Origin of the sequence: Actinomadura fulvescens (assembly GCF_039533225.1) — a bacterium.
GTDB classification, from domain to species: Bacteria; Actinomycetota; Actinomycetes; order Streptosporangiales; family Streptosporangiaceae; genus Spirillospora; species Spirillospora fulvescens.
Window position 1 is genome coordinate 47789 of the sequence record NZ_BAAATD010000016.1, and the last position, 26083, is coordinate 73871.

28 protein-coding genes and 1 pseudogene are annotated in these 26083 nt (G+C 68.5%); 14 read left to right on the forward strand and 15 right to left on the reverse strand.

Annotated features, from left to right (window positions below; translation table 11 throughout):
- The first annotated feature begins 55 nt into the window (after positions 1–55).
- Positions 56–514 (forward strand): hypothetical protein, encoded by a 459-nt coding sequence (locus ABD333_RS40340; protein ID WP_344547907.1) that lies wholly within the window; start codon positions 56–58, stop codon positions 512–514.
- 70 nt (positions 515–584) lie between these two features.
- On the opposite strand, the gene ABD333_RS40345 is transcribed toward ABD333_RS40340, so the two are convergent.
- The gene (locus tag ABD333_RS40345) at positions 585–1667 is read right to left on the reverse strand and encodes an alpha/beta hydrolase family protein (protein WP_344547908.1); all 1083 of its coding nucleotides are present in this window, start codon (positions 1665–1667) and stop codon (positions 585–587) included.
- Positions 1668–1712: 45 nt separating this feature from the next.
- On the opposite strand from ABD333_RS40345, the gene ABD333_RS40350 reads away from it, so the two are divergent.
- On the forward strand, positions 1713–2645 hold the full coding sequence (locus ABD333_RS40350) for a PaaX family transcriptional regulator C-terminal domain-containing protein (protein WP_344547909.1): 933 nt from the start codon (positions 1713–1715) through the stop codon (positions 2643–2645).
- Positions 2646–2877: 232 nt separating this feature from the next.
- Here ABD333_RS40350 and ABD333_RS40355 read toward each other — a convergent pair whose 3' ends face one another.
- From ABD333_RS40355 to ABD333_RS40365, 3 genes are all read right to left on the reverse strand, one after another.
- On the reverse strand, positions 2878–3297 hold the full coding sequence (locus ABD333_RS40355; protein WP_344547910.1) for a hypothetical protein: 420 nt from the start codon (positions 3295–3297) through the stop codon (positions 2878–2880).
- A gap of 34 nt (positions 3298–3331) precedes the next feature.
- Entirely contained in the window at positions 3332–3619 is a 288-nt protein-coding gene (locus ABD333_RS40360; RefSeq protein ID WP_344547911.1) for an SSI family serine proteinase inhibitor, read from the reverse strand.
- Positions 3620–4297: 678 nt separating this feature from the next.
- Positions 4298–5140, reverse strand: coding sequence for a helix-turn-helix transcriptional regulator (locus ABD333_RS40365; protein ID WP_344547912.1), 843 nt, complete (start codon positions 5138–5140; stop codon positions 4298–4300).
- 180 nt (positions 5141–5320) lie between these two features.
- Between ABD333_RS40365 and ABD333_RS40370 the strand changes: the two genes are divergently transcribed.
- Together ABD333_RS40370 and ABD333_RS40375 are read left to right on the forward strand one after the other, a co-directional pair.
- Complete coding sequence (locus tag ABD333_RS40370) at positions 5321–6088, forward strand: SDR family oxidoreductase (protein ID WP_344547913.1); 768 nt, start codon at positions 5321–5323, stop codon at positions 6086–6088.
- A 387-nt stretch (positions 6089–6475) separates the two neighbouring features.
- Complete coding sequence (locus tag ABD333_RS40375; RefSeq protein WP_344547914.1) at positions 6476–6748, forward strand: hypothetical protein; 273 nt, start codon at positions 6476–6478, stop codon at positions 6746–6748.
- Between the two features lie 341 nt (positions 6749–7089).
- On the opposite strand, the gene ABD333_RS40380 is transcribed toward ABD333_RS40375, so the two are convergent.
- From ABD333_RS40380 to ABD333_RS40395, 4 genes and pseudogenes are all read right to left on the reverse strand, one after another.
- A complete protein-coding gene (locus tag ABD333_RS40380; RefSeq protein WP_344547915.1) occupies positions 7090–7599 on the reverse strand; it encodes a hypothetical protein in 510 nt (169 codons plus the stop codon).
- A 235-nt stretch (positions 7600–7834) separates the two neighbouring features.
- On the reverse strand, positions 7835–9136 hold the full coding sequence (locus tag ABD333_RS40385) for an FAD-dependent oxidoreductase (RefSeq protein ID WP_344547916.1): 1302 nt from the start codon (positions 9134–9136) through the stop codon (positions 7835–7837).
- 193 nt (positions 9137–9329) lie between these two features.
- A pseudogene (locus ABD333_RS40390) lies at positions 9330–9481 on the reverse strand (IS5/IS1182 family transposase); the annotation flags it as partial.
- A gap of 138 nt (positions 9482–9619) precedes the next feature.
- On the reverse strand, positions 9620–10045 hold the full coding sequence (locus ABD333_RS40395) for a hypothetical protein (protein ID WP_344547917.1): 426 nt from the start codon (positions 10043–10045) through the stop codon (positions 9620–9622).
- Positions 10046–10201: 156 nt separating this feature from the next.
- Here ABD333_RS40395 and ABD333_RS40400 point away from each other — a divergent pair, with 156 nt between their 5' ends.
- From ABD333_RS40400 to ABD333_RS40410, 3 genes are all read left to right on the forward strand, one after another.
- On the forward strand, positions 10202–10360 hold the full coding sequence (locus ABD333_RS40400; RefSeq protein ID WP_344547918.1) for a hypothetical protein: 159 nt from the start codon (positions 10202–10204) through the stop codon (positions 10358–10360).
- Between the two features lie 378 nt (positions 10361–10738).
- Positions 10739–11110 (forward strand): YciI family protein, encoded by a 372-nt coding sequence (locus tag ABD333_RS40405; protein ID WP_344547919.1) that lies wholly within the window; start codon positions 10739–10741, stop codon positions 11108–11110.
- Positions 11107–12345: an RNA polymerase sigma factor gene (locus ABD333_RS40410; RefSeq protein ID WP_344547920.1), complete on the forward strand. Its 1239-nt coding sequence runs from the start codon at positions 11107–11109 to the stop codon at positions 12343–12345. The genes ABD333_RS40405 and ABD333_RS40410 overlap by 4 nt, the downstream gene beginning before the upstream one ends.
- 901 nt (positions 12346–13246) lie before the next feature.
- Here the strand turns inward: ABD333_RS40410 and ABD333_RS40415 are convergent.
- Positions 13247–13699: a hypothetical protein gene (locus ABD333_RS40415; protein WP_344547921.1), complete on the reverse strand. Its 453-nt coding sequence runs from the start codon at positions 13697–13699 to the stop codon at positions 13247–13249.
- Between the two features lie 657 nt (positions 13700–14356).
- Here ABD333_RS40415 and ABD333_RS40420 point away from each other — a divergent pair.
- Positions 14357–14587: a DUF6461 domain-containing protein gene (locus ABD333_RS40420; protein WP_344548035.1), complete on the forward strand. Its 231-nt coding sequence runs from the start codon at positions 14357–14359 to the stop codon at positions 14585–14587.
- 259 nt (positions 14588–14846) lie between these two features.
- On the opposite strand, the gene ABD333_RS40425 is transcribed toward ABD333_RS40420, so the two are convergent.
- A complete protein-coding gene (locus ABD333_RS40425) occupies positions 14847–15218 on the reverse strand; it encodes a hypothetical protein (protein WP_344547922.1) in 372 nt (123 codons plus the stop codon).
- A gap of 133 nt (positions 15219–15351) precedes the next feature.
- Here ABD333_RS40425 and ABD333_RS40430 point away from each other — a divergent pair, with 133 nt between their 5' ends.
- The 5 genes from ABD333_RS40430 to ABD333_RS40450 all read left to right on the forward strand — a co-directional run bounded on the left by ABD333_RS40430 (position 15352) and on the right by ABD333_RS40450 (position 19468).
- On the forward strand, positions 15352–15702 hold the full coding sequence (locus ABD333_RS40430; protein ID WP_344547923.1) for a hypothetical protein: 351 nt from the start codon (positions 15352–15354) through the stop codon (positions 15700–15702).
- A 71-nt stretch (positions 15703–15773) separates the two neighbouring features.
- A complete protein-coding gene (locus tag ABD333_RS40435; protein ID WP_344547924.1) occupies positions 15774–16349 on the forward strand; it encodes a hypothetical protein in 576 nt (191 codons plus the stop codon).
- Positions 16346–17335 (forward strand): MNIO family bufferin maturase, encoded by a 990-nt coding sequence (gene bufB, locus ABD333_RS40440; protein WP_344547925.1) that lies wholly within the window; start codon positions 16346–16348, stop codon positions 17333–17335. The genes ABD333_RS40435 and bufB overlap by 4 nt, the downstream gene beginning before the upstream one ends.
- A complete protein-coding gene (locus ABD333_RS40445) occupies positions 17328–18224 on the forward strand; it encodes an HvfC/BufC family peptide modification chaperone (protein ID WP_344547926.1) in 897 nt (298 codons plus the stop codon). The genes bufB and ABD333_RS40445 overlap by 8 nt, the downstream gene beginning before the upstream one ends.
- Positions 18221–19468 carry a ferritin-like domain-containing protein gene (locus ABD333_RS40450; RefSeq protein WP_344547927.1) on the forward strand — a complete coding sequence of 416 codons (1248 nt, stop codon included), beginning with the start codon at positions 18221–18223 and terminating at the stop codon, positions 19466–19468. The genes ABD333_RS40445 and ABD333_RS40450 overlap by 4 nt, the downstream gene beginning before the upstream one ends.
- A gap of 169 nt (positions 19469–19637) precedes the next feature.
- On the opposite strand, the gene ABD333_RS40455 is transcribed toward ABD333_RS40450, so the two are convergent.
- The 5 genes from ABD333_RS40455 to ABD333_RS40475 all read right to left on the reverse strand — a co-directional run bounded on the left by ABD333_RS40455 (position 19638) and on the right by ABD333_RS40475 (position 24540).
- Positions 19638–19958, reverse strand: coding sequence for a hypothetical protein (locus ABD333_RS40455; RefSeq protein WP_344547928.1), 321 nt, complete (start codon positions 19956–19958; stop codon positions 19638–19640).
- Positions 19959–20624: 666 nt separating this feature from the next.
- Positions 20625–21614: a MerR family transcriptional regulator gene (locus ABD333_RS40460; protein ID WP_425546962.1), complete on the reverse strand. Its 990-nt coding sequence runs from the start codon at positions 21612–21614 to the stop codon at positions 20625–20627.
- A 22-nt stretch (positions 21615–21636) separates the two neighbouring features.
- On the reverse strand, positions 21637–22299 hold the full coding sequence (locus tag ABD333_RS40465) for a HEAT repeat domain-containing protein (RefSeq protein WP_344547930.1): 663 nt from the start codon (positions 22297–22299) through the stop codon (positions 21637–21639).
- Between the two features lie 226 nt (positions 22300–22525).
- The gene (locus tag ABD333_RS40470; protein WP_344547931.1) at positions 22526–23176 is read right to left on the reverse strand and encodes a DUF6461 domain-containing protein; all 651 of its coding nucleotides are present in this window, start codon (positions 23174–23176) and stop codon (positions 22526–22528) included.
- 119 nt (positions 23177–23295) lie between these two features.
- Positions 23296–24540, reverse strand: coding sequence for a PucR family transcriptional regulator (locus ABD333_RS40475; protein WP_344547932.1), 1245 nt, complete (start codon positions 24538–24540; stop codon positions 23296–23298).
- Positions 24541–24659: 119 nt separating this feature from the next.
- Here ABD333_RS40475 and ABD333_RS40480 point away from each other — a divergent pair, with 119 nt between their 5' ends.
- Positions 24660–25586, forward strand: a complete 927-nt coding sequence (locus tag ABD333_RS40480; RefSeq protein ID WP_344547933.1) for a proline dehydrogenase family protein — start codon at positions 24660–24662, stop codon at positions 25584–25586.
- The last annotated feature ends 497 nt before the right edge of the window (positions 25587–26083 follow it).

Genomic DNA, 26083 nt, shown 5'->3' on the forward strand with positions numbered 1-26083 from the left:
TCGTGTAGTGAACGATAGTTTTGGCGTGGTGGGTTGAGCGTTCAGGAGGGTCCGCGTGCTCGTCGTTCCGGATGGCTCCCCGGTGTTCCGGCTGCTGGTCGTCGAGGGGGTCGGCACCCTGCTGTTCGCTGTGCTCACGTTGCCGGTCACCATGCCCGGCCGTGCCCGCGTGCCCGAGTGGGTCCAGGTGCTCGGGCTGATGTTGCTGATCGCGATGCTCGCCGCCGCGATCCGCACCTGGCGGAGGGTCATCGCCTCCGGTCTGCGGCCGGCCCGTGCGGGCATCGCGCGGCCGGGCGCGGCCGTCCACGGGCTGCGCCGCCAGGCCGCGATCGAACGGCGGACACGCGTCCTGCTGGCCCTCTATCTCGCCGCGCCGGTCGTCCTGGTGCCGATCCCTGACACCTGGACGGCGTTCTGGTTCGGTCTCACTCTGGCCGCCGCCGCAACGTCGTCGTTTTCCCTCGCGTGGTTGGCGGCGGCCCGCCTGCGCGCTCATCGTGCGGCGCCGTAGCGACCGCGTGGGTCGCGGTGTCTTTGTTCATGTGGCTCGCTCCAGGCTTGGGAAGGTCTCCTGGCGGACGTCAGCGGATGGCGCTCAGATAGCGGCGCTGATCGTCCAGGAAGCCCTTGGCGGACAGTGAACGCGGGGCGGCGATGGCGACCAAAGTCAGCTTGAGTTGCGACTCCTCCAGCTCCTTGCGGACCAGGCTGTGGGTGGCGTTGGGATAGCGGCGGGTCTGCAGTCGCCCAGGCGCGCGCAGCGCCTTGCGATAGCCGGCCTCGGTGTCGGCGACGTCGACATTGCGGTCGTGTCCGCCCAGGACGAGCAGCACGGGAACGCGCATGGCGGCCAGGTCGCGTTCGGCGTCGGAGGTGTAGTTCTTGGTGACGAACCGCCATCGGTCGGCGGTCATGTCCCGGGCATCGCCGACGGCGGCCTTGTACTGCTCGAAAGACGCATCGGAGCGCAGCAGCCGCAGCGTGGTGTCGCTGCGTCCCACCTCGGCACGGACCTTCTCTGGTGAGGCTCCGGCGTCCTCCAGTTCGGCCATCAGGTTGTACCGGCCTTGCCGCAGCCAGTTGATGGCCGGGGAGACGGCGATGACGAACCGCAGCTCCGGCAGGCGCACCGCCACCTTGGGCATGACCCAGCTGGCCTGGCTCGCGCCCCACAACCCGATCCTGCGCGCGTCGATGCCGGGGCGCCGTTCGGCCCATCGGATCGCCGCGATGGTCTCGGCGGCACGGTCGTCCATGCTCTGGTCGAGCCAGTTGCCCTCGGCGCCGCCTACGCCGGGCTTGTTCCATGACAGCGAGGCGTACCCGGCCTTGGCGAACGCTTCCCACATCGGCCGGTAGAACGTCTCGTGGGTGGCGTCGACAGGCCCGTCCCCGTGGACGAAGACCACCAGCCCGAACGGCCCCTTGCCCTTCTTCGGCCAGGCCAGCACGCCCTTGAGCGGCCAGGCGCCGCCGGTGATGGTCACGCGTTCTTCCCGCAGGTCGTAGGTGTTCTGCCGGATGACCCAGGCTCCCGCGACCGCGACCAGCACGAGCACCGTCGCCAGCGCGCCCGCCGTCCAGCGCGCCCAGCGGCGCCGATACCACCGTGGGCGGACGGCGGTGGGGGAGCCCTTGCGCATCCCGATCCTCAATTCGTTCACTCTCCATACGATCGTTTTTATTTCGACCGTACTACACTCGTACGCATGACGGTGAAGAGGGTGACGCAGGAACCGGAACCGGGCGCGGGCGTCTCCACGCGTTCACTGGTGGAGAGCCTGGTCCGCGAGGACGCGACCATTGACGCCGGTGAGCTGTACACCGTCGCCGGGATGCTCGGCATGACCGACCAGCAGGTACGGCTGTGCGTGCGGCGGCTGGTCGCCGACGAACGGTTCATCCAGGAGGGACGGGGACGGCGGGCGCTGCTGCGCGCCACCGACGACATGCGCCGGGCCCTCGAACCCGACGTGGAGTTCGTGCGGCTGATGTACGCCCAAGACCAGAACCAGGCTCCCTGGGACGGCGTATGGCACCTGGTCGCCTTCGCCGTTCCCGAGACGCTGCGCCCGGCCCGCGACGCCCTGCGCGACGCGATCGTCCACCTGGGCGGCGCGCCGTTGCAAGGCGGACTCTACGTGACCGCCAACCCGTGGGAGGACCTCGTCGAGGCGGAGGCCGTCCGCCTCCAGGTGACCGACCACATCACCTTCCTGACGAGCGCCGACCTGCGCGTCGGCGGTGTCACCGCGCCTCGCGACCTGGCGGCCCGGTTGTGGCCGCTGGACGAGCTCGCCCGAGGCCACGACAGGCTCGCCGCCCTGGCAGCCGACCGGTGGGAACGGCTGAGCTCGCCCGAGCCGCTCGCGCAGCCGGAACTGCTGGCCATCGCCATCGAGCTGGCGGCGGCGTTCACGACCGCCACCGAACCCGACCCGCTGCTGCCCCCCGAACTACTGCCCCGCCCCTGGCCCGGAGCGCAGGCCCGCGAGCTGGTGGCCCGCTGCTGGGCCGAGCTGCTGCGGCGCCCCACCGCGTCCCCCGCACCCCGCCTCTTTCGGCGCTATGCCGCGATCGTCAACGAGATCACCGCGCACCTGCCCGCCACCGACGACGTTCGGCCTACGCAGGGCCGCTGATACCCCTGCGCACCCACCGTCGCCTGTCACCACGGGTGCAGGGGGAGAGGGCCGCGGGCAAGGGGATGTCGATCTCGGTTGAGCACGGCCGGCCTGCATGTCCGCCCGGGGCCTATCTGTGCCGCCTAGGTCAGAGAGTCGAGTGGGCGTCAGGTCGGTTGATGGAGACACCTGATGCCGGGGCTGGGCCGCCCCGGCCGTTGATCACGGTCGGGGCGGCGCCGTTCGTCGGTTACCAGTTGGAACGGCTGATCAGTTCGTCGAGTTGTGCGACCGCGAGTTGCCAGTCGTCAGGGAGTCGGTGGCACCGGACCGCCTGCCAATCGCGGTGGGCGAGGGCGTAGGTAAAATGGTCGGGAATGTCGCAGCCGAACGCCGACGACCAGGTGGTCGTGACGCTGCGGAGCGCGTTGCGGAGTCTGCGGTATTCATCGGTGGTGAGGATGAAATCGGTGGTCTTGCCGCTGGTGACCACAGTTTTGCCATCGTCGTGCACCGTGATCCTCTCGCGCACACCGGCGAATCCACCGGTTCGCTCGTAGGCCACCATGACGTCGGCCTGCTCCGGGATCGGTCGGCTGGATTGCGCGGGGGCGGGCGACGATGATACCGCCATTACCGTCATTGTGCTGACGGCGATTCGGTTGAGCATGGCTGGCTTCCCTTTTTGCGTGGCGTGGAGCGGGTCAGAAGTCGAAGACGATGCCGCCTGTTTCACGTAGAGCCACGCAGTGGTTGGGATAGCTCCTGGAGAAGTGGCGCGGCGCGCCGGCCCAGCTGCCGTGGGCGCTCGCCCGCACAGGAGCGTACTCCAGCGTGCACGGGCCGGGCTTTCGAGGGATGGAGCTGATCCGGTCGCCGGCCTTCCTGAGCTGTGCACATGCCGCACCGGCACTGGGGTGTCCACCGCCGTCGGGACTGCACAGCAGTGTCGTCGCCCGGGTCGCGCCGCCGGCCTCCTCAGGTGAGATCATGAGCAGGTACCCGCCGAGTGGCTCGACTGGGTGGGGCGCGGCCGCCTTGACTGGAGCGGCCGCGAGGAGTGGTGTCAATACCATTGCCGAGACGGCGATGATCCGCCAGGAACGGCGGTGAATTGCTCGGGCTGTAAGCATTTTGCCTCCTGTGCACCTGCCGCGATCTGCGGCCTGGCATGACGCGACGCGGCCTTATGACCCGCGTCCCATGTGGACCTAATGGCTAAAGGCCTCACCCTGGAGTTGGGGGTGTAGATCCGTAGGTCCACGACGCTAGGAGGAGTTGACTAGGACTACAACCACAAGTCATGTCCGCAGTCGGCCATCAGGTTTAGTGTTCAACACTACTGGCATTTACCTCAGTTGGCCCGCTCTTGTCATTTCGCCAATACTGGTTCAGACGTCACCAATTGGTTACTGGGCTGCATAAAGCATCCGCCGTTGCGAGCAGTACCCGGTGACGAGCCCGCGCAGGCAGCCGCCCGGCTCCCACGGCTGTTGACCTCTCGGATGTGGCAGTCCCCGCAGTGACCCGGGCATCATGTCGGGTCCCGTTCGCCTCAGGTTTCACTGATCCGGCGCAGTCGATCGTCTCGTCGGTCACGGATTGGCCAGGGTGTCCCCGGACCTCCGTTCGTGTGAGCTGGTGTGACACGGCCCGCCCGCGGCCCTGCTTCAAGGGGAGGTGGTGGGCGTCGCCCAGCTGTTGAGGAGCCGGAGGGCTTCGGCCGTCGGGGAGCCCGGCTCGACGTTGTAGACGCACAAGGTCTGGTCAGGGTCGCCGGGAGGCTGGAGGGACTCATAGTGAAAGTGCAGTTCCCCGACGAGGGGGTGGTGATAGAGCTTGGTGCCGTGCGTGCGGCGCAGCACGCGGTGATCGTTCCACCAGGAACTGAACTCCGGCGAGCGCAGGGTGAGCTCGCCGACGAGGTCGGCGAGCCGGCGGTCCTCGGGATAGCGGCCGGCTTCCAGGCGGAGCACGGCGACGGTTTCGGCGGCGATGCGTTCCCAGTCGCCGGTGCGGGTCCGGGCCTCGGGGTCGAGCAGGTAGTAGCGGGCCAGGTTGCGCTGCGGTACGGGAAGGGCCTCGAAGTCGGTCAGCACCTCGCGGGCCAGGCGGTTGGCGGCCAGGACGTCCGTACGGCGGCCGAGGATGAAGGCGGGCACGTCGTCGAGGGTCTGGAGCATCAGGTGGAGGCCGTGCCTGACCCGCTGGGGGCTGATGGGAGCGCGGCGGGTGGGACGAGCCAGCAGGTCGGTGAGGTGTTCGCGTTCAGCGGGGTCGAGCTGGAGGGCCCGTGCGAGCGCCTCGATGACCTCGGGTGAGGGGCGGCCGGCGCGGCCCTGTTCCAGCCGGGTGTAGTACTCGGTGCTGACCCCGGCGAGCCTGGCGACCTCGTCGCGGCGCAGGCCGGAGACGCGACGGGGGCGGCCGTCGGCGGGCAGCCCGGCCCGGTCCGGTGTGATCCGGGCACGGCGTGAGCGCAGGAAGTCGGCGAGTTCGCGACTGCGGTCCATGCCCTCCAGTGTGGCGGGTCGGGCGGGCGAGCAGGTGCGCTGGGGGTGGTCCTGCCAGTACCTGCCTCGCGGTTACCTGCCTGGTCAGGGGCCGGTTGGGCGCTCTGGAAGGGCGCGTCGGCCGGTGTGCTGGTGAGGGAGCGCGGCGATGGGCCGCGGATGACTCGGAAGGCTTGCACCATGAACGCAGCAACCCCTCTCAGCGGCCGTGTGGCCGTCGTCGCCGGAGCGTCCAGCGGAATCGGCGAGGCCTCGGCTGAGCGACTGGCCGCATTGGGCGCACACGTGGTCGTCCTGGCGCGGCGTGCGGAGCGGCTGGGCGACCTCGTCGCCCGGATCGAGCAGGCCGGGGGCCAGGCCTTGGCGCTGGCGGTCGACGTCACCGACGCCGCGGCGGTGCGAGCCGCCGCCGAACGGGTCGCGGCCGAATCGGGCGGTGCCGACCTGCTGTTGAACAACGCGGGCGTCATGCTGCCCGCCCCCATCGAGGAGCTGGCCGCCGACCAGTGGCAGCGCCAGATCGACCTCAACATCACGGGTCTGATGAACGTGATCGGCGCGTTCGTCCCTCAGCTGGTCCAGGCCGCGGGTGCGCGCGGCGTGGCCGATTTGATCAACACTTCCTCCATCGCGGCGCGGAACATCTTCCCGGGCTTCGCCGTCTACTCCGCGACCAAGGCGTACGTCACCCACCTGTCCCGGCACCTGCGGGCCGAGCTGGGGGCCAGGAACGTGCGCGTCTCGGCGATCGAGCCGGGGATCGTCGGCACCGAGCTGCAAGGCCACGTCACCGACGAGGGCGCGCGGGCGTGGTTGGAGGGCTCCAAAGAGACGATGGAGTGGCTCACGCCGCAGGATGTCGCGGAGACCGTCGGATTCATCGCGAGCCTGCCGCCACGGGTGAACCTCCAGCAGGTCACCATCATGCCCACCGGCCAGCCCAGCTGACCACCTCTGCCACGGCGCCCTGCGGCGCCGCTGCATCCGGAATCAGCGGCGCCGCAGGGCACCTTCGACGTGCCGACCGCCCATCGGCCCACCACCGGGCGAGCGGATGCTGGACTCTGACCATTCGAACCGGGCCTACGAAGTCCTCTCACCCCATCCAACGCTCGCCGCAGTGGTCGTACCATCGCGAGTCGAAGTCGAACCGTTCGGGCGCATCCCGCTGGAGGCATTCGTCGCCGGAGCCGCCCCTGTGGTCGCCACCTCTGCCGGAGAGCTCGCCGAGCTCGTCACCACCGACACCGGCTACATCGCCGAGCCCGCAACCCTGAATCGCTGGCCGCCGCGTTGCGCGACGCGCTACGAAGCGCGCCCGCCGACCGAGTCAGGTTGTGCGCTGCGAGCCGCCGCCTGGCCGCCTCGCACCACGACTACATCAAGCTGCACCGCAAAGACATGCTGCCCACCAGCGCCCCGCCGCGGCAGGCGCCCACCACCAGCGCCCCGCTCCGGCAGGCGCCCGCCGCCGCCTGCCCGCCCCTGCCGCCTTCCCAACGCATAGCGGTCGTCCGAGCCGCCATCACCGGCCTGTGCTCCGGCGCCGCTCGGGCCGTCACCAGCTGGCTCTTGACGCACATCACCGATTCACACGGACCCGGCTGAAGGCGATCAAGCGCCTGCGATCCAGGACGTCGTCCGCGCCATGGAATCTGAAGGACCGCAAGCCTCCGTTGACCGCTACGCAGCTACGGCGGGGCGGTCAGCGCGGATCGTGCAGGCCATCCACCAGCCGGCGCCGGTACGCCTCAGTGACGTCGCCGTATGTGCCGGCAATGCTCGGTGACCTCTTCCACCCAGCCGCCCCAGACCGTCATGGCCTTCGATCCGGCGTCCATCACCCGAACGTGTCCTGAGCCGCAAATGGACCGATCACCGCAGGTCACGGCACGTACAGGGCTTCCGGCAGCCGGGCTGGCGCGGCGGGATAAGACCGGCATAGCGTGTCAAGGCTGGCGGTTCCTTGTCGCCATCGAGTTGGGAGCATCGTGAAGGAACCCGGTGGCCTCGTCGTCTGGTTCGTCCACGTTCCAGGAGCTGGGCAGTGGTGCTTGGCAAACAGCGCAGACGAAGTGATCGTCTTTGACGATGTTGCGCTGTCGGCACCGCGGACAGCGGCGGAACTCGATCGGGTGAGTGAAGGCGTGGGGATGGTCGATGCCAGCGCGATCGAGGGCGGCCTCGACCGCTGTCCAGGAGGTGACGTCGGGGCAGTAACCGGTGGACTGGTTGCTGATCTCATAGACCAGCCACTGGCCTCGCCCGCGAGCGAACGTGACCTCGCCGACGCCCATGACCGGGCCGCCGCCCGCGCAAGCAACGTGTTCACTTCGCTGCGGCGCGAGCACGAGTGTCATGGTCGCATCGACCCCGTTGTCTGGCGCGCCGCGTCGGTCGGCCCGGTGCTGGCCGGTCACCCGGAGCCGGTACGCCTCGGCGACGTCGCCGTAGGGCAACTTGTGGCGCTTGATGCCTGGCTCAGCGACTCTGATGATGTCCGCGCTCCGATGCCCACCGGGGAGGCGCCCAGGGATTCCTGCAGGCCAGGGTTAGCGTAGGGCTCCATGCGTATGATCGAGCGCCCCATACGACGACCAAGACCAACCGGGCTGTGCTGCGCTGGACGAACCGCGGCTGGCCAAAGCTCATGGCCTACTCGGCGATGAGGTCGTTGAGGGCGAGCGTCTGCAACTACTTGTGGGTGCGTAGGGCATGCCAGGCCATGGCGGGCCCGAAGAGTCTGCTCGGCGGGTCGACGAGGCTGGTCACGCGGAAGAACCGGGACGCTGCCGCCTCGTCCAGTGATGTGGCTCGCTGGAGTCGTTCAACGTAGGCGTTGGTGAGGCGGAACGACAGCGGGCGCGGAGCCTGGATTTCGGGGATCGCCAGGTCGGCCTGGACCGCCAGTCGCCACACCGGCGCGACCAGGCGTGCCACCGCGCGGAAGTAGCGGCGGGCCAGGTCGTGGTCACCGCCTGCCAGGGTGCGGCGGAGCGCTTCGGCCTGCATGGCGGCGACGGACATCCCCTGGCCGTAGATCGGGTTGAAGCTACAGATCGCGTCGCCCGCCACCAGAAGACCTTCGGGGAACGAGCGGAGCTTGTCGTAGCGCCGCCGCCGGCTGGTCGGGAACCGGAATCGCCGGATCTCGCTCAGCGGTTCGCTCTCCTTCAGCATGGCGAACGTCTCGTCGGGGACCACCGTACGAGCGAAGTCCATGAAACCCTCGTCGTCGGTCGGCGGGTGATCCGCGTACCCGACCAGTGTCAGGAGCCATCGGGAGTCGCCCTCGACCTTGAACAGCGCCATGGCGCGTGACAGGCCGGGTTTCGGGCCGATCAGCATGGCCTTGTCGGGCCCGAGCGCGTCGTGGGGCGTGCGCAACAGCCTCGATGAGTATCCGATGTCGACGTGGAGCTCGTCGGTGGGCGGGGCGGGATAGCCGAGCTCGGCCAGCCACGCGGCGTTGCGCGCGCCTCGGCCCAGTGCGTCCACGACCAGGTCGGCGTCCAGCACCCGTTCGCCGTGGCCGTCGTCCACCCGCGCTCCGGTCACGCGCCCGTCGGTGGCGGCCAGGCCCACCGCGTCGTGGCCGTCGAGGAACGTGACGCCGCGTACCTGCATGCGCTGGCGAACGTGGCTTTCGAGGAACGGGCGGGTCATTGAGACGAACTCGCCAACGTGCCCGCGGCGCACGTCGCGGCCGATGACCTGTGAACGGAACTGTTCCAGTACGGGGAAGGCGACGGCCCCGCCCGCGACCAGTTCGTCGGTGATGCCTGGGAACATCTGCTCAAGCAGCTGTTTTCCGCGGGCCAGCAGCAGGTGCGCGTGCTTGCCCTGGGGGACTCCGCGCCTGGCCTCACCGTGGGCGAGCGGAAGGTCCCGTTCGACCACGGTCACCTTGTCGTAGGACTCCACGAGTGCACGCGCTGCCAGAAGCCCGGCCATTCCGGCTCCCAACACCACGGCATGCGCTCCGAGAGCAGGCATACAGACCCCCCGACCAGTCGCGATACAGCGAGCATGAGCCGAGGGGGCTTGTCGAGGCCATACGGAAAATTGCTCAATCAGCGTCGCCGACGGGATTCGCACCGGCGAACCGTCGTTCGCCGCCCGCACCAGCGACCGGGAATGCCCTTACAGGGCGTTTGGTCCGCAGAGTCCGGTCAGGTGCAGCGCCAGGTGGGGTTGATTGACCAGTGAGGCGTCGGCTCATGAAGTCGATGGCGGCGAGGTGGATCATGGCTTCGGAGCGGGCGGGCAGGGCTTCGTGGTCGCGCGCGAGCCGGCGGTGCAGCATCGCCAGCCGAAGGTGCGTTCCGCCGCCCAGCGGCGGGTTGGACGACTGTAGTGCACACTCTGAAGGCCCGCGTGGTTGCTACCAGCTGGCCAGGCTGGTAGCGGCGAGCCGTTCGGGACGGCTCGCCGCTACCGTGTGTTCGTTTGAGGTGGGCGAGAGATCGGTTCCTTCGATCAGATGCGGGTCGCGGTGGAGGCGTACCCGCCGCCGCCGGGGTAGACCCACTCGCCGGTGAGCGTGGTGTCGTCGGCGTTGAAGGTGCCCTCGAAGTAGGCCGGGCTGCCCTTGGCTCCGGCCCAGATGGTCAGTTTGTCGCCCTCCAGTTCGTAGACGTAGTCGAAGGTGTTGCCCGCCGAGTCGTAGTACCGCGACACCACGTCCGTCCCGGTCGGCTCACCGAACGGGCGCAGGTTGCCGATGATCTCCATGCCGGTGACCGGTTCGCCGAACTGGGTGAGCTCGACGTGCTGGACCAGGAAGAACCGGCCGGGCATCCACTCGTAGCGGACCTTCCCCTCCGCGCCGCCGGTGACGTTCCAGGTTCCGACCAGACGGTCCAGGGCCTTCACTTCGGGACTGGGCTGCTGGGTCTCGATCATGTTGTCCTCCTCTGTGGGGTGCTTGCTGGTACCTCGGAGACCCCTGCCGGGCTTTGACACCAAATCAGTGTGTTCTGAATCACATTCAGCCGACGTCAAGAACCGCGATCCGGGTCCGAGGTAGCGAGCGAGAACCCACCGACACAGGAGAACGTCATGATCGCCACCACCGCCGTTCCCGTCCGCAGGACCGTTCAGACGTCCGTACGCCTGCCGCTGGCCGGAGCGCTGGCCGGGCCGTTCTTCCTCGCCTCGGCGATCGCGCAGATGCTCACCCGTGAGGGCTTCGACATCACCCGGCACCCCATCAGCTAGCTGTCCACCGGTGACCTGGGGCGGATGACCTTTGTCCTGGCGGAGCCGGGGGCGCTGGCGCTGGCCGTCGGTGTCAGGCGCACGCTCACCGAGGGTGTCGGGCGCTGCCGATCCTGGTGGGCATCTTCGGCGCCGGGCTGGTGGCGGCCGGGATCTTCACCAGGCGGCCATCGTGATGACCGTCCGGTGCGCCCGCCGTGCTGAGCGCGGTCGCCGCGCTGGTGCTGCTGGTGCCGATGTCGCCCGACTACATGAGCATCCAGATCGCCGTGAACGCCTGGTCGCCTTCACCTGGACGACCGTCCTGGCGGTGTCGCTGCGGCGCGGCGTCTGACACGGCCATAACGTAGCCTGCGACGATCAACAAGGGGATTCACCATGAAATACCTGCTGCTCGGTTACACTCCGGCCGCCGCGTGGGACGCCGCCACCGCCGACGTCCCCTCCGAGGACGCGCTGGCCGCTTTCGCGACCTACCAGAAGCTGGAGCGGGAGCTGATCGCCTCGGGCGAGTTCGTGTCCAGCGAGGGGCTGGGACACCCGGCGGTCAGCACCACCGTCCACCGCGACGGTGACAAGGTGGTCGCCACCGACGGTCCGTTCGCCGAGCTCAAGGAGGTCCTGGCCAGCTTCGCCGTGATCGACGTGGTCGGCAAGGAGCGCGCCGTCGAGATCGCCGCACGCATCGTCGAGGCGCTGGGCGAACCGATCGAGATCCGTCCGATCATGGGTGAGGACTTCGCGGCGTGACCCCCGAGGTCGAGCACCTGCTGCGCACCGAGGCGCCGCAGGTGCTCGGCGCGCTGGTCCGCCGCTTCGGCCGCTTTGACATCGCCGAGGACGCGGTGCAGGAGGCGCTGCTGACCGCCAGCCAGACCTGGCCGGCCGAGGGCCTCCCAGATGACCCGCGCAGCTGGCTCATCCGCGTCGGATACCGGCGCATGGTCGACCTGCTCCGCTCCGACCAGGCCCGCCACCGCCGTGAGCAGCAGGCCGGGGTGGCCCAGCTGGCCATGCAAGGACCCGAGCGCCGGGCACACCCCGCACGCGAGACCGACGACAGCCTGACCCTGCTGCTCCTGTGCTGCCATCCCGCGCTGGACCCCACCTCCCAGGTGGCGCTCACGCTGCGCGCGGTGGGCGGCCTGACCACCGCCGAGATCGCACACGCCTACGGCACGACCGAGGCCACCATGGGCGCGCGGATCAGCCGCGCCAAACAGCGGCTGGCCCGCGCCGGAGCCCGCTTCACGCCACCCACCGACGCCGACCGCGACAGCCGTATGACCGCCGTGACACGGGTGCTCTACCTGATCTTCATTGAGGGCTACACCGCCACCACCGGCGACCGGCTCGCCCGTGTCGACCTGACCCGCGAGGCCATCCGGCTGACCCGCATGCTCCACGCCACGCTCGGCGACGACGCCGAGGTGACCGGCCTGCTGGCACTGATGCTGCTCACCGAGTCCAGGCGTACCGCCCGCACCGACGGCGGTGACCTGGTCCCCCTGGACGAGCAGGACCGCACCCGGTGGGACCACGACCTGATCGACGAGGGCACCGCTCTCATCGACGGCGTCTGGAACCGCGACCAGCCGGGCCCTTACCGGCTCCAGGCCGCGATCGCCGCCGTGCACTCCGCGGCCGCCTCACCCGACCAGACCGACTGGGCTCAGATCGCCATGCTGTACTTGTGGCTCGAACGGCTCACCCCCACCGCACCGGTCCAACTAAGCCGCGTGGTGGCGGTGGCCCACGCCCACGGACCGGCCCGCGGCCTGGCGCTCCTGGACGATCTCAACCAACGCCACCACCTGGACCAGCACCCGCTCACCAGGCAACGGGAACACGCGGTCCGCGCCCACCTGCTCCAGATGACCGGCGACACCACGCGGGCAGCCGCGCTCTACCGTCAGGCAGCCGACCTGACCGCAAACCAGGTCGAACAGCGCTACCTGCTCAACAAAGCCAGCGATCTCACCTGAGCAACGCCGAGACCGGCCCGGCCGTCCGTTCCCGAACGTGTCCTAGCCAGGCCGGCGACCGCGGTGGTCAGTGTCGCCAGCCGTTCACGGTGGCCGAACCGCTCGCATGCCAGAGCCGGCAGGTCTTCCTCGGCGGGGCGAGCACGAACGAGTGTCGGACAGAAGCTCTGTCCGGCCCCACCACCCCACAGTCGCCTGCCTTGGTGCCGTGCTGGTGAGCTCGCGTAATCGTTCAGCGCGTATTCGGTGGTGGAGCCTTCTCGGCGTTCACTTGGCGTGGTCGCCGTTGGCGTAGCGGCTCCAGGTCCCGCCGGCCTCGGCGCCCACCCGGGTGAGGGTCTTGTCGAAGTAGCCGAATGAGCGCGCAATGACGGTGCGGGTGCTTGCATGACGGGCTGGCGGAGAGCGGCGAGTCTGGCGGAGCCGGGGAACAGCCGGCGGGCGTCGGGGTTGGTAGCAGTGCTCATGTTCGTGCGGTTCGCGGCCTGCTCCATGAGCAGCGTGGCGAATGGTTCGGGGACCCGGGTGGGCGGGTCGCCGAGACGGAGGAACACCTCGCCGTCCTGCGTGAGGACGTCATCGGTGCTCACCCTGGTGATACGGGTGATGGGCTGGCGTAGAGGAGCATGAAGAAGGCCGCGACCCTCACTTGGAGCGGTGCGTCATCATGGTCGCTGCCCGGCGGAGGAGCGCCAGGCGCCGATGCTGACTCATGGGAGCTTCGGCAGACTCAGCCGCGGCATGGAGCCGGTGCTCATGGCCCAGAGGAGGAAGCCCCGAACTGCCAGTCGGCCGCGCTCGTGATGATCGACTTGCCAGGCGTCCAGGTCGGCCTGGCGGCAAGAGGCCGAGATCCCTGCCAGTTCAGGAACGCGTGAGGTAGCAGTCCAGGAGCATGCGGCTAGTCCCGGGTTGTTTGCCTGGTGTGGGGTTGTCCGGAGTGCACGAGGGCTCGTGCGTAGATGTCTGGGAGGTGGTGGAGGGCGGCGTGGTCGGGCGGTGCTGGTGAGAAGGGGGTCGGGCGGTGGGTGAGGTGTTGGACCGTCCTGGCCATGACGGTGAACAGGTCGGCTTCGAGCTGGCTGCCGGGGCGGATGAACGCCGCGTCGTCCTCGTTGGGGTGGGCACCGGTGCAAAGACGTCCGAGGAATCTGTCGAAGCAGAACGTCCATTGCTGATCGGCAGAGTCCCTGACGGTCATCATCGCGGTGCCGCCGTCGCGGTAGATGTCGGTCTGGGTGATGCGCAGCGGCATCCGGGGCGGGACATGCCAGATCGAGACCTCGGGTGAGCCGGGTACTCCCTCGAACTGCTCACGCCTCCACTTGGGGGCGGGGCCGCGCCTTTTCGTCATCTGATCATTGTCCCTGACGACGATGCGGGCGCCTTCTTTGAGGCGTCGCCGAGCCCTGCGGCCGGTACCGGGCCCGAATCCTAATGACGGTGAACTGCCACCCACCGGTTCGCTGTGAGGATGACGTCTGGTCCGAATCAGGAGCATGGACTCCTCTCGACAGGCGGACGCGCTGCTGGAGCAGCCGGCTGGGTGGCGGTCGGCTCCTGAGGTTCACCATCTCGTGCCGGAGTCAGCGCCTAGGGACGCGCAGACGACCAGGTCGCGATGGCGACGAACCGCGTGCGTCGCTCGCCACTTCTCGCGGAGTGAGTCCAGTTCCTCGTTCGAGCTGAAAAGAAGCGTGGCCGCGACGAAGGAGTCGTTGCGGGAACGGACCGGAAGACAGTCCGCGACGAGGTTCGGCCCTGCCGGCCGCAGGGGAGTGGGTACGGCAATACCGGACACAGTCCCTCCAGGACCGCCCGACCGGTGAGAGTGGCCTCCACGCCACTCGCGATGTCTGACGTTTCCCTGGGCGGTCGGCGGCAGAGGTCGCCGCATGGCCAACGCTACGCAACCCAGGCCATCGAGGCACGCCAAGCCCGGGGTTGATCCACAGGCGGAGTTACTTCTCATCGATTTTGATCACCGCTGATTTGAGACCTCATTCGGCTGCTGGGAGGCGCGCACTATGAGGGGTGGCAGTTCATCGGCGTGACCACGGTGGCAGGGCCTGGCGGACGGTGGACGTTGGCGCTGGAGGTCAACGGCCATCCGGGTGTCACGGCGGAGGCGGTTGCTGCGGTGTCGGCGGGCACGCGGATCGTGGCGCACCGCTACAACGGCGGTGACGGCGTCGGCTGGTTTCACCGGCTGCAGGACGGCGGGGTCCGTTTGGAGTTCTAACCGCCGTTTGCCTACCGGCGCGGCGACAGTACCCCCGATGGGCCGCTGCCGGACATGGAGCAGATCGGCCTTGCTTGAACGAGGGCCGTGACGCCATCGGTGCGACCACCACGGCCGCGTTCGCGCTGGCCGGACGCCTGAGGGGCGGCCGGGGGACCCAGGCCGTGGTTGACGAGGCGGTCTTTTGTGTGCGGCACCGTTGGCGTCCCAGCCTGACAGGGCGGGACGCTGAACGGCGGGCTCTCCAGTCGAAGACGGCTTATGAGCGTTGGAGTCGGTGGACGGGGGTGCTGCTGTTCTGCCAGGCATCGACTCCCGCGCTTGTGGCGGCCCTGGCCTTGAGCAGCTTCTGCTTGGCCAGTTCACGTGGCGGCACGTCCATCTGGTGCATCCAACGTCGGGTGCCTGCCAGCAGTGCCGAGCCGGTGAGCGCGACGCCGGCCAGGCTGACGAGGGCGCCTGCGCCGACAAGGGCGGCCCCGGTCAGCAGGATTCCGGCACTGGTCGCCGGCGTGGCGGCGCGGCACGGTGTCCCGTTCATGGTCATCTCGGCCGGCACCCGCAACCACTTCGCCATGGACCTCGGCCGTGCGATTCCACCTTCCGGCCGATGAGGCACGGCCTTGATCATCAACCGTTTCGTGGGTTCAGGGGCAGCTTGCCGGTGGTGGCGCTGACGGTCTCCTCGTGGTCGTTACTTACTGTCGTTTCCGGCTACGGAGAGTTGGGAATTTTCAGGGGGTACCCCGACTTGAGGAGCACAGGTGCCCCCGCTTCGTGCCGTCATCGCTGCCGCCGCCGTCGCCCTGGCAGTCACCGCGACATCACCCGCCGTCCACGCCGCCGGCCCTTCCGACTTCCCCGTCCCCACGTACACCTGCGATCAGACCGTCGCCGGTGTCAAGCACAAAGGCTGGGGATGGCTGAACTGTGCCGCCTCCAACGGCGCCCCGGTCAGCGGCGAGGTACGTGGCAGCTTCCTGATCCAGTCGCGTACGAACTCCGGTCCCGCGCTCGCGTGCCAGCAAAAGCAGCGTGACAACTACCCGTCCGGACGTGCGCAGTTGCCCGACCAGATCATCGGCTTCTTCTGCGCCCCTGTTTTCTCGGGCTGACCCGCCCACCACTCGGCGGCGCGCCGCGAACAGGCGCCTCATCGCGACCTGATGGCATGACGAAAGGCTGGATGATGACCACCCCTCCCACGGGACCCGACCCACGGCTGTTCGTCGACGACACCGATTCGTTCGTCGAGGGCGGCAAGCAGGGCAAGAGAGAACAGAAGAAGGGGCAGGAGAGAAAGCCGCGGCCCCACACCACCACGCCCGGACAGGACCCCAAAGCCCACGAACTGCATGTGTGCATGGGGTTGAACTCCTGCAAGGGGCAGGGGCGCGACGGTTCGGGCTGGATGGCCGGCACGGGCCAGTGCGCCACGGTCTTCCACGAGTGCCACGGCGCGAACGAGTGCCGCGGCCAAGGCGGCTGCGGATACACCGGGCATGATGCCGAGCAGGCCATGCCTGCCGCCCAGCAGTGCCGCTACTCCGGCAGCTGCGCCAGTCCGATCAATATCAGCCGGGTGCACGCCGCCGGCCCGTTCCGCGGAACGAGCGTGTGGAAGCGGGCGCGCAAGGTCTTCGAGCATCGCATGTACGAGGCGGGCGTCCCCTTCGGGCCATCGCCGGGCGAGGGATACCCCGACGACCAGGTGCCCTCCTATGAGACCGGCCGCGCCGGCAAGCCGAAGAAGAAGACGTGACGGCCGTCCACTCGTCCGCGTCGCGCGCCATGCCAGGCGACCGGGCGGTGCATCAGGTGTCGGAGCGCCTGGGCCTTGGGGTGGGGCTACGGTCGTCGCATCTGCCGTACGTGGTGTCGGCGTGGCCGCCGGTCGGCTGGTTCGAGATCATCTCCGAGAACTTCATGGACTCCGGCGGCTACCCCCGCTATGCCCTCGACCAGATCGCTGAGCGGTATCCGGTGGTGATGCACGGGGTGTCACTGTCGATCGGCAGCACCGACCCACTGGACATCGGCTACCTGCGCCGGTTGCGGCGCCTGGCCGCCGCCACCGGGGCCCGCTGGGTGTCCGACCATGTGTGCTGGACGGGCGTCGCCGGCGTGAACAGCCACCAGTTGCTGCCGATCCCGTTCACCGAACCGTCCCTGCGGCATCTGGCCCGCCGGATCCGCACGGTGCAGGACGTCCTGGAACGCCCGCTGGTACTGGAGAACCCCAGTACCTACGCCGCTTTCGCCCACTCGACGATGACCGAGTGGGAGTTCCTGGCGCGCCTGTGCGAGGAGTCCGGGTGCCGGCTGCTACTGGACGTCAACAACGTCTTCGTGTCCGCGGCCAACCACGGTTTCGATGCCGAGGAGTACATCCGGGCTCTGCCACACGACCGGATCGCGCAGATCCACCTGGCGGGCCACGCCGACCACGGCACCCATCTGCTCGACACCCACGACCGCCCCGTCGCCGAACCGGTGTGGCAGCTTTACCGGCTCGCCACAGCGCTGAGCGGTCCCGTCCCGACGCTGCTGGAATGGGACGACCGCCTTCCGCCCTTCCCGCAACTGCTCGCCGAGCTACACAAGGCCAACCAGTACATAGGCAAGTCCACTCCGCGCCCAGGCGAGCACGACATGGGCGCAGGCGAGCGCGAGCTGGGCATGGGTGAGACCGACCTGGCTGTCGCTCCGATCTCGTTCGCGCGCAAGGGGCCGGTGCGCCGTGGCTAGAGCACCCCTCGCCGTCTCCGTTCCCTCGCTTGAAGCGGTCCAGCACTGGCTGCAGAACGCCGTCGCCATCGCAGCCTTCGCCGAGCCTGCCGAAATCCCTCCGCCGGCTGAAGCCCACGGGATGCTGGCGGACTCGGCGCGGCTGACCGCCGAGCAGTGCCTGGACATCTACCGGATCGACTATCAGGCGCGTCTGCTGGAGACGATGCGGCACCACCATCCGTCGCTGCGCGTCCTGCTCGGTGACGAGCTCTTCGATGACTTCGCCGCCGACTATCTGCGGTCGCACCCTCCCCGTTCGTACACCCTGGCACGGCTGAACGAGGACTTGGCCGACCACCTGTCGGCCCACCGGCCTGACCGGGACATGCCGCCCGCACTGCGCGAAGCATGGATCGACGTGATGATCGACCTGGTCCGCTACGAACATGCCTTCGCGCAAGTCGCGGACGGTCCGGGTCTGGAAGGCCGACCAGACCGGCCCCCGCCGCCGCTTGCCCAGCACCAGATCGACACTGGTGAGGCGACGGTGACACCGGCACCGTGCCTACGCCTACTAAGAGTCTGCGCGCCAGTGCACAGCTACCACGCCGACGTCGGGAAAGGCCGACGCCCGGCACCGCCCGTTCCCGACCCGGCGCACCTGGTGCTGTTCCGGCAGGACTACCGCGTCCTCACCACCGCGATCACGCCCGGCACGTTCGCGCTGCTGGACGCGCTCACGCAAGGAGCGTCCCTGGCACACGCGGCCGAGGCCGCCGGCGTCGCCCTCGCCGAGGCCCGCCACCACCTGCGCCACTGGACCGCACAACGGTGGGTGCGCGTGTCCTGCCCCACCGACCAGCACACCCTCCGTCCGGCCTGCACCCGTCAGGAGACCTCCCCGTGAGCAACGCCTCTACCTCCACCAGCGGATCCATGGCGACGATCCTGGACGCCTTCCCGGTCAATGCCGCCGAAGGCATCACCACCAAAGAGGACCTGCGCAACCACCTGATCCAGGCCGCGGCCGTGGAGACCCAGACGATTCCCATGTACCTGTACGCGCTGTATTCCATCGCAGGACAAGGCCACTCCCGGTGGGCGGCGGGCACCGGCGCGCGCCGCCTGATCCGCAGCATCGTCGTCGAGGAAATGCTGCACCTGTGCCTGGTACGCAACATCCTTGTGGCCCTGGGCTTCGGCGACCAGGTGCGGTTCTACGATGAGGACTTCGTGCCCGACTTCCCCGAATACATGCTGCACCGCCATCCAGCGCTGCTGCTGCGGCTGAGCAGATGCGACAGGAGGCTCATCAGGGACGTCTTCATGGAGTTCGAGCGCCCTGACGCGCCACCGGCCGAGGGCACGCCTCCCAAGGGGCAGTACGCGACCATCGGGCGGTTCTACAAGTCGATCGACACCGGACTGAAACGGCTGGACGCCGCAGAGCCCCAAAGCCTGTGGGCGGGCAACAAGCCTGAACTCCAATACGTCGCCGCGTACTGGAACAACGACGGCGGCGGGGAACCCATGCTGGTCAAGGACCTGGCAACCGCACAGCAGGCACTGAAGATGATCGTCGACCAGGGGGAAGGGGCCGACCCCGCCAAGCCGTCGGTACCGGTCGATGTCCTCTATCCCGTGCCGGGCATCGATGAACTGCCCCACTTCCACAAGTTCCAGCGCATCGCCGAAGGGATCGAACCGATCGGTCCCACCTGGAAGGTCCCCACCGACCCCAAGTCATTCCAATTCGGGGACGACGCCGCCGCCACCAGCATCAGCAACCTGTTCAACGCGGCGTACTGCTACGTGCTGCACCTGATCGACGTGCTTTACCAGACCCCGTCGACCGATGTCGTTCCCGGCAAGAACAGTCTCCGCTACGGGTACGAGCGGCTCTTCATGTCGGCCATGCAGGGCGTGCTGGCCAACACCGCCGAGATCATGGTGGCCACTCCCGCCAGGGCGGGCGAGATGGCCAAACGGAAACTGCAGATGGCCCCGACCTTCGAGTACTACCCATCGCTTCCCGCGTCGGGCAAGAAGCAGCACTTGATCGACCTGTGCGACAAGGCCATCGCCCATTTCCCGCAGCTCGGCGGCGACAACAGCGTCCGATGGCTCCTGGGCAAGCTGCCCGACGTCTGACAAAGCCCACCACCGCCGACCGGTGGGACGGCATCACCAACAAGCCCGACATACTCGACCAGGTGAACGTTGGACCGGCGACACGACGACGGACTTCCGGTACGTGAGCTCGGCGGTTAGCGTCGGGGCCATGGCCTGCGGACGCTTCCCGTCCGAGCCGCGAGGAGGGCTACACGTACCGGCTGACCTTCTCGATCTTGTCCGCGAGAGCGGCGCCGAGATCGACGCCCGTACGGGCCGCCAGGATCGCCGCGCAGATCACCACGTCGGCGACTTCGGAGGCGACGTCAGCGGTGCTGAAGCCGTCGAGTTTGTGGTCGCGCTGGTAATTGAGGTACGCGAGTACGGCACCTTGCAGCTCGCCGGCCTCCTCGCCGAGCTTGCTGTTTTGCAGCGCTAGGAATAGGTCCCCATCGTCCTGGAGCCCCTTTTGGGCGGCGAGCCCGTCGGCTTGCCCGGCCGCCCATGCAGCGAGCTGGTCCAGCGTCATCGAACCGGCCAGAACGGTGTCGCAGAGTCGCGGGTCAGAAAGGACATGTGAAGCTCCCGGCGTAGGGTCTCGGGGCGTGCCCGACCCTAGCGGTAACTGATGTGTCAGGGATGCAGGTCGCCGAAAGGGAACACCGATGCCCTCTGTGGCGGGGGTTCCGTGATTCCTTCTGGCGCGTCGTCGTCTGAGAGGCCGCTACGCGGCGGCGACCCCTCCCATGACGATCATCGTGCGTTCGAGGTATTTGTCCAGGTGCTGGACCTTGTAAGGGAACGCATTCCATAGCTGGCTGCGGTCTGTTCGTGCAGGTTGCCGAACGGGTCGATGCACTCGGGTTTCTGCCATACCGGGACGCCACCGCGCGGCGGTCTGGTTCGATCAAGATGGAGTGCCCGGAGCCTGACCGCTGGAAAGCCCGTCTCGATCGAGGTCGACTACTCCCAGGCCACCGGGCGGATCCAGCCTCACGCTCGGCCGGCAGCCGCCGGGCGCCGACCCCATCGCCGAAACGGCGAACGCCGTCGACCGAGACCTTCTGCCGGTGCGGTGGCTGGTGGAGGCTGTATCCGGCACCAACAACACGCGGGCACCGGTCCGCGTGTTGTTGGCTCTCGCCTTCAGCGCTACCGGCCGATTGGCCTTCCGGGGACAGCTGGACCCAACTCGCTAACGTGCGTCGCGAAGCTTGAGAACGTATGTCGCAGTAAGCGCAACGGCACGGTCTTTGTCATGGGACAGATCTTCGAGGGCACGTGAGGCTGTGAGTCCCGGGATATCCGCTAGCGCTTGTGTCAGCCGTCGACGTGCAGGCGATTCAACGGTGCCGTCAGCGAGGCAGCCAACGAGGCTGGTGGCGATCTGTTCAGCCAACGCGGGATCACTCGCCAGCGCGCTCAGCGCATCGGCCGCATCGGCGTCGTTGGTCTCCTCGACGATCATGTCGATGAGCGTCGGGACGGCGTCGGCCACTCCCCGTGCTCCGAGCGCCAGAGCCGCATACCTGCGCACCACGATGTCACGGCTGGTGAGGGCGTCTTGCAGCAGTGCGGTCGCCTCGCCGTTCGAGATTTCAGCGATGGACTGGACGGCACGTTTCCGCACCTCGGCGACTGGTGAGCCAAGGCCCTCTGCCAGCAGTGGCAAGCCACCATCGCCCGACTGCGCCAAAGCCCATCGAAGGGCTCCGGCGACGTTCGGGTCCGCCTCGCTCAACGCCGCCTCGGCCAGTGCTTCCACCGGTACCGGACCCTCTTCAACTGAGGACAAGGCCGCGCGCTGGCGCTTCCCAGCGCTCTCCGACCCCAAGGCGTGCAGGAGTGCAACGATCTGCAGCACGTCCTCCCAGCCGGCGGGTTCGGCGGCACCGATCCGACGGAGCCGGGTGAGCAGCTCCGTCTCACTCGCGATGCGTTCCCGCGTCTGGCGGATGAGGTCGTCGACGAGCTCCGAGGGCCGGAAGCCGGGATCATCGAGCGCGCGCTTGACTTCACGCAGCGACAACCCGAGTGACCGCAGGCTCTCGATGTGGAAGATCCGCCGGATGTCCTCGCTGGAGTACTCCCGATAGCCGGCGCCGGTACGACCCGTGGGCCGCACCAGGCCGAGCGACTCGTAATGCCTGAGCATGCGGGCGCTGACCCCGGACCGTCGTGCCACATCACCGATCAACAATTGCCTGTCACCCCTCCTGGCCGGCCGGGCCAAGGGCCATAAGGCGCTTCGCCTCCTCGATCGCGAACTCGAATCCGGCATCCGGATTGTGCGACAGCCGTTCCGTAGCGATCGCGTGCTGACGTACGCGAGGGTCGAGGCTCGTCATCGCGGCGTGCAGGATCGGCATGATCACCTCACCGAGCGCGATCAGCGCCCGGCTCAGGCTCAACCGCGTCTCACGCCCGCCGCGCCCGAGCTGTGTCACCAGCACCGCGGCCAACTCCGCTTTCTCTCCTTGTGGCGCGAGCACGACCGCCGCTCGCCACGCGCTCCGCGCCACCTCGTCGTCGGCGTCGGTCAGCAGCGCCCGTGTGATCGCCGGCCACGCCCGCCGGTCCCCGATCTTGGACAGCGTGTGCAACGCCTGGCTTCGTGCCTGCGCACGCTCCGAGCGCAGTTCATCGATAAGCGCGGGGACCGTCACTGACGATGAGTGGCGGGTGAGTGCCCACGTCAGCATGTCGCGCACGAAGAATTCAGGCTCTATCGCGCATCGTTCGATGAGCTTGCCGATGAACCGCGCGTCAGGGGCCGTGCCGACCGCCAGCGCTGCCCGCAGCCGCACCGAAGAGCTGCTTGCCTCCAGCCCCTGGAGAGCTCTCATCGTATCCGTGTCCTGTTCTGGCATGATCGTCCACCTCCTTGGCCACAGTGAAGACCTTGTCACTGTGTCAAGGTCAAGTGCCGCCACCGCAAGATCACCACGCCCACCGAGTGCGGTGGAGCCGCCCGGCGCTGATGCTGGCAGCGCCCGGTGATCGAGCGGTGTTCTTGGGCGGTGGGGTGGGCTGGGGTCACTGTGCGTGTCGCCGACGGTGTAGCCCAGAGGCTCACGGTGCCGTCGCGGAAGGTGATCATCTTTCGGTGATAGGGCCCACCAGCATCGGGCGGCCGAGCATGTCCGGCGTGAACGGTACTCCGGTGACCTTGGCCGCCAGGGCAAAGCCCCTTGGCACGGCGGTGTCGTAATTGTCGTCCCAGGCGGCCTCATTCTCCGGCTCGTCCAGCCCCATGCCCAGCTCCAACATGAAGCCGTTGAGCCGGTCAGGGTCGGAGCCATAACGCTCGTACGGGTGCCGCAGCCGGTAGCCGGTGACGATCCTGCCATCGATCGCGTACTCGAAGCTGTGCTCGGCGGCGTAGTCGTGCCGGGTAACCGCCAGCACCTCGCAACCCCGCGACAGCTTGGTCACCACCTCGTGGAGCGTGACCATCCAGCCGTAGGGCTCAATGGCCACGCACCACTCGCCGGCCTGGAAGACGCCCACATAGCCGCCGCCATCCCCGCCTGCCGTCTTGTTGACGAACTCGAAGGCCTTCTCGTTGAGTCCGCCGAAGTCCGACTCTTGGCCGGAGCCCTCGCCGCGACTGAAGCGGCGCACCACCTCCGCCGGATCGAGCCCGCGGAAGAAGGCCACGCTGAAGATCACGCCCAGCGGGCCGCCACCCTCGTTCTCGGACACGCTGAGCCACTGGAACGGAGCCAAGACGTCGGTTGTCGTCATACGGGCCATGGTGACAGGCTGTGCCGACAATGTCGGTGGCAAGCGGCTCTGGATCACCGTCCGTGACCGCTTCACCGAACTTGATCCAGCAAGCCATGCCAACGTGCATGTCGTCGAAATCAATCACCGCCGAGACCGGCACCGTGTTGACGGCCAGCCGATCCGGAGGCGCGGCCAGGGCCAATCGGCCCGGCCATGGATTCTGGGCTCGACTTCGCGATGCCGGAAGGGCTTTCGGGGGCGGTGGCCAGGCGGTAGGTCTTGATGGCCAGGTGCAGCAGGAGGCGGTCGGCTCCGGAGTCCAGGTCAAGGCCGGTCAGGGCCTTGATCCTGGACAGCCGGTAGTACAGGGTCTGCCGGTGGATCACCAGGGCTTCGGCGGTGCGCTGGGCATGGCCGGCCTGGTCAAGGTAGGTCTCCGCGGTGCGGAGCAGTTCGGCGCGTGCGGGCTCCAGAAGCGGCAGCAGGGCCGGATCGGCGGGCGGTGCCGTGGATGTCGCCATCGGCGGCGCGGCGATCAGCCGGTAGGCGCCTAGTTCGTTCCAGCAGGCCACTGGTCCCAGGCGGGGTTCGGCGCGTGCCGACCGTACGGCCAGCCGGGCCTCTCGCCACGAGTGGACCGCATCGGGCAGGTCCGTCCTGGCGCCGCCCACACCCGCAAGAGTCTCGGTGGAGCCGTTGACCGAGTCGAGCAGGCCGATGGCGATCGCTTGTGCGGCAGCGGTGCCGGCGAGGTCGGGCAGTGGCACCAGGAGCGCCAGGCCGTCTCGGCTCCGGTGGGTCAGAACGCCCTCCGGGAGCCGGGCGGGTACGGAGTGCGGGGCCGGGCTCACCCAGACGACGGCGACGGACGCGGATGCCGATGCCGGATGCCGCAACGCGGTGAGGGTCCGGGCGGCCTCGGCGTGGTCAGCGGCCGAATCCGACAGCAGTTGCGCGAAGGCTCGCGGCGCGGCCTCTGCCTTCCAGGTGTCGGCGGCCAGCAACTGCCCGGCCTGGGCCGCCAGGGCCATCACCTGGGTCATGCGGGGATCGGCCGGGTCGATGGTGCCGTCGTCCAGCACCCAGAGATAGCCGTAAACGACGCCCTCATGCAGGGCGGGCAGGCACAGCCGTGCGCGGACTCCTGCCGCGGGGTCTGCGGGGGTACGCGTCGGACCCGTCGCGCGGGCGATCCCGAAGCCCTCGAACCAGGCACGTACCGAGGGGGAGGAGCGGCGGCGCAGGATCGACCGGGTGCGCACCGGGTCGAGGTCGTCTTCATGAGAGCTGAAGGCGATGAGGATGAACTCCCGGTCCTCCAGAGTCACCGGCGCCTGGAGGAGGGCCGACACCTCGTCCACCAGGCTCTGGTAATCGCTCACTTCATACAAGTGTACAAGGCATGGCGGTCAGGGTCGTGACCGTTGTCGATGGCGGGCGCACCGCCCGGCTCATAGCTTCGAGGGGATCATCATTCACTGCTTGACCTGGGAGGTCGCCAGTGCTGAGCCCTGTGTTGCTTGCCGCCTCGCGCAGTGACCGGACGCGCCGGCTCATCAGCCGGGTCCCCGTGACACGGCTCGTCGTCGACCGCTTCGTCGCCGGGGACACGCTTCCCGAGGCACTGGAGGCCGTCGACGCGCTCATCGCCGACGGCATCGAGGTCACCCTCGACCACCTGGGCGAGGACATCACCGACGCCGCTCACGCCCGCCGCAACCGCGACGCGTACCTCGCGCTGCTGGAGGCGCTCGGCCGCAAGGGACTGGACGGGCGCGCCGAGGTCTCGGTGAAGCTCTCGGCGTTCGGCCAGAGCCTGCCCGGGGGCCATGACCTCGCGCTGGCGGGCGCCCGCCGGGTCTGCGAGGCCGCCGCGGAGATCGGCACCACCGTCACGCTCGACATGGAGGACCACACCACCGTCGATTCCACCCTGGCGATCCTCGCCGAGCTGCGCCGCGACTTCCCGCAGACGGGCGCCGTCCTGCAGGCGTACCTGCTGCGCACCGAGGACGACGCGCGGGCACTGGCCGTCGAGGGGTCGCGGGTGCGCCTGGTCAAGGGGGCCTACAAGGAACCAGCCTCCGTGGCCTACCAGGAAAAGCGCGACGTTGACCTGGCCTACGCGCGCTGCCTGCGGACCCTCATGGCCGGCGGCGGCTACCCGATGATCGGCTCACACGACCCCCGGCTGATCGAGCTGGCCGTCCGGCTCGCCGGCACGTACGGGCGGTCCCCGGGCACCTACGAGTTCCAGATGCTTTACGGCATCCGCGACGCTGAGCAGCGCCGCTTGGTGACCGAGGGGCAGCGGGTCCGCGCCTACGTCCCGTACGGCGCCGATTGGTACGGCTACTTCATGCGCCGCCTGGCCGAACGCCCGGCGAACCTCGCCTTCTTTCTGCGCTCGTTCACCACGCGCCACTGACTGCCCCTCGGAGGTTCCCATGGACGCCATCACCCACGTGCCCGCACCGGTCAACGACCCGGTGCACGACTACCGGGCGGCGTATGGAACCGCGCCGACTACCGGCCGCCCGGTGTCATCAACATGGTCACCGGGGATGGCCGCGCCGTCTCCGATCTGGCGCTGACCGCCTTCGCCCTGGCGGGCGTGCACGCGGGTGACTTTGGGAGCGCCTGAGAGCGGGGGTTGTCGTAGATCTCGGCCTTGAGCCCGGTCCCGGTGCCCGGTGCCGTCGCGGGCCGGGGGCGTGATCGACAGCTTGATCACGGTCGCTGCGGTGTTGGTCGGGTTGCCGGAAGGGACGATGTTATCCGTCACCGGCCTTGGTGACGGCGACATGCTGGTCACTTCCCATGACCTCCGCGCCGTTCACGGTGAACGTGGTGGCGGCGGTCAGGCGGAGGCGTCGCTGACCCGGCGCTTGCTGACGCGGTTGCGCCCTCCCAGCCGGAATAGGC

Coding starts and splice junctions, on each gene's coding strand:
- ABD333_RS40350 (WP_344547909.1), top strand. CDS start 1,713: ATGACGGTGAAGAGGGTGACGCAGGAACCGGAACCGGGCGCGGGCGTC.
- ABD333_RS40355 (WP_344547910.1), bottom strand. CDS start 3,297: ATGCTCAACCGAATCGCCGTCAGCACAATGACGGTAATGGCGGTATCA.
- ABD333_RS40360 (WP_344547911.1), bottom strand. CDS start 3,619: ATGATCTCACCTGAGGAGGCCGGCGGCGCGACCCGGGCGACGACACTG.
- ABD333_RS40365 (WP_344547912.1), bottom strand. CDS start 5,140: ATGGACCGCAGTCGCGAACTCGCCGACTTCCTGCGCTCACGCCGTGCC.
- ABD333_RS40370 (WP_344547913.1), top strand. CDS start 5,321: ATGAACGCAGCAACCCCTCTCAGCGGCCGTGTGGCCGTCGTCGCCGGA.
- ABD333_RS40385 (WP_344547916.1), bottom strand. CDS start 9,136: ATGCCTGCTCTCGGAGCGCATGCCGTGGTGTTGGGAGCCGGAATGGCC.
- ABD333_RS40395 (WP_344547917.1), bottom strand. CDS start 10,045: ATGATCGAGACCCAGCAGCCCAGTCCCGAAGTGAAGGCCCTGGACCGT.
- ABD333_RS40400 (WP_344547918.1), top strand. CDS start 10,202: ATGATCGCCACCACCGCCGTTCCCGTCCGCAGGACCGTTCAGACGTCC.
- ABD333_RS40405 (WP_344547919.1), top strand. CDS start 10,739: ATGAAATACCTGCTGCTCGGTTACACTCCGGCCGCCGCGTGGGACGCC.
- ABD333_RS40415 (WP_344547921.1), bottom strand. CDS start 13,699: ATGACGAAAAGGCGCGGCCCCGCCCCCAAGTGGAGGCGTGAGCAGTTC.
- ABD333_RS40425 (WP_344547922.1), bottom strand. CDS start 15,218: ATGATCAAGGCCGTGCCTCATCGGCCGGAAGGTGGAATCGCACGGCCG.
- ABD333_RS40435 (WP_344547924.1), top strand. CDS start 15,774: ATGATGACCACCCCTCCCACGGGACCCGACCCACGGCTGTTCGTCGAC.
- ABD333_RS40455 (WP_344547928.1), bottom strand. CDS start 19,958: ATGACGCTGGACCAGCTCGCTGCATGGGCGGCCGGGCAAGCCGACGGG.
- ABD333_RS40465 (WP_344547930.1), bottom strand. CDS start 22,299: ATGCCAGAACAGGACACGGATACGATGAGAGCTCTCCAGGGGCTGGAG.
- ABD333_RS40470 (WP_344547931.1), bottom strand. CDS start 23,176: ATGACGACAACCGACGTCTTGGCTCCGTTCCAGTGGCTCAGCGTGTCC.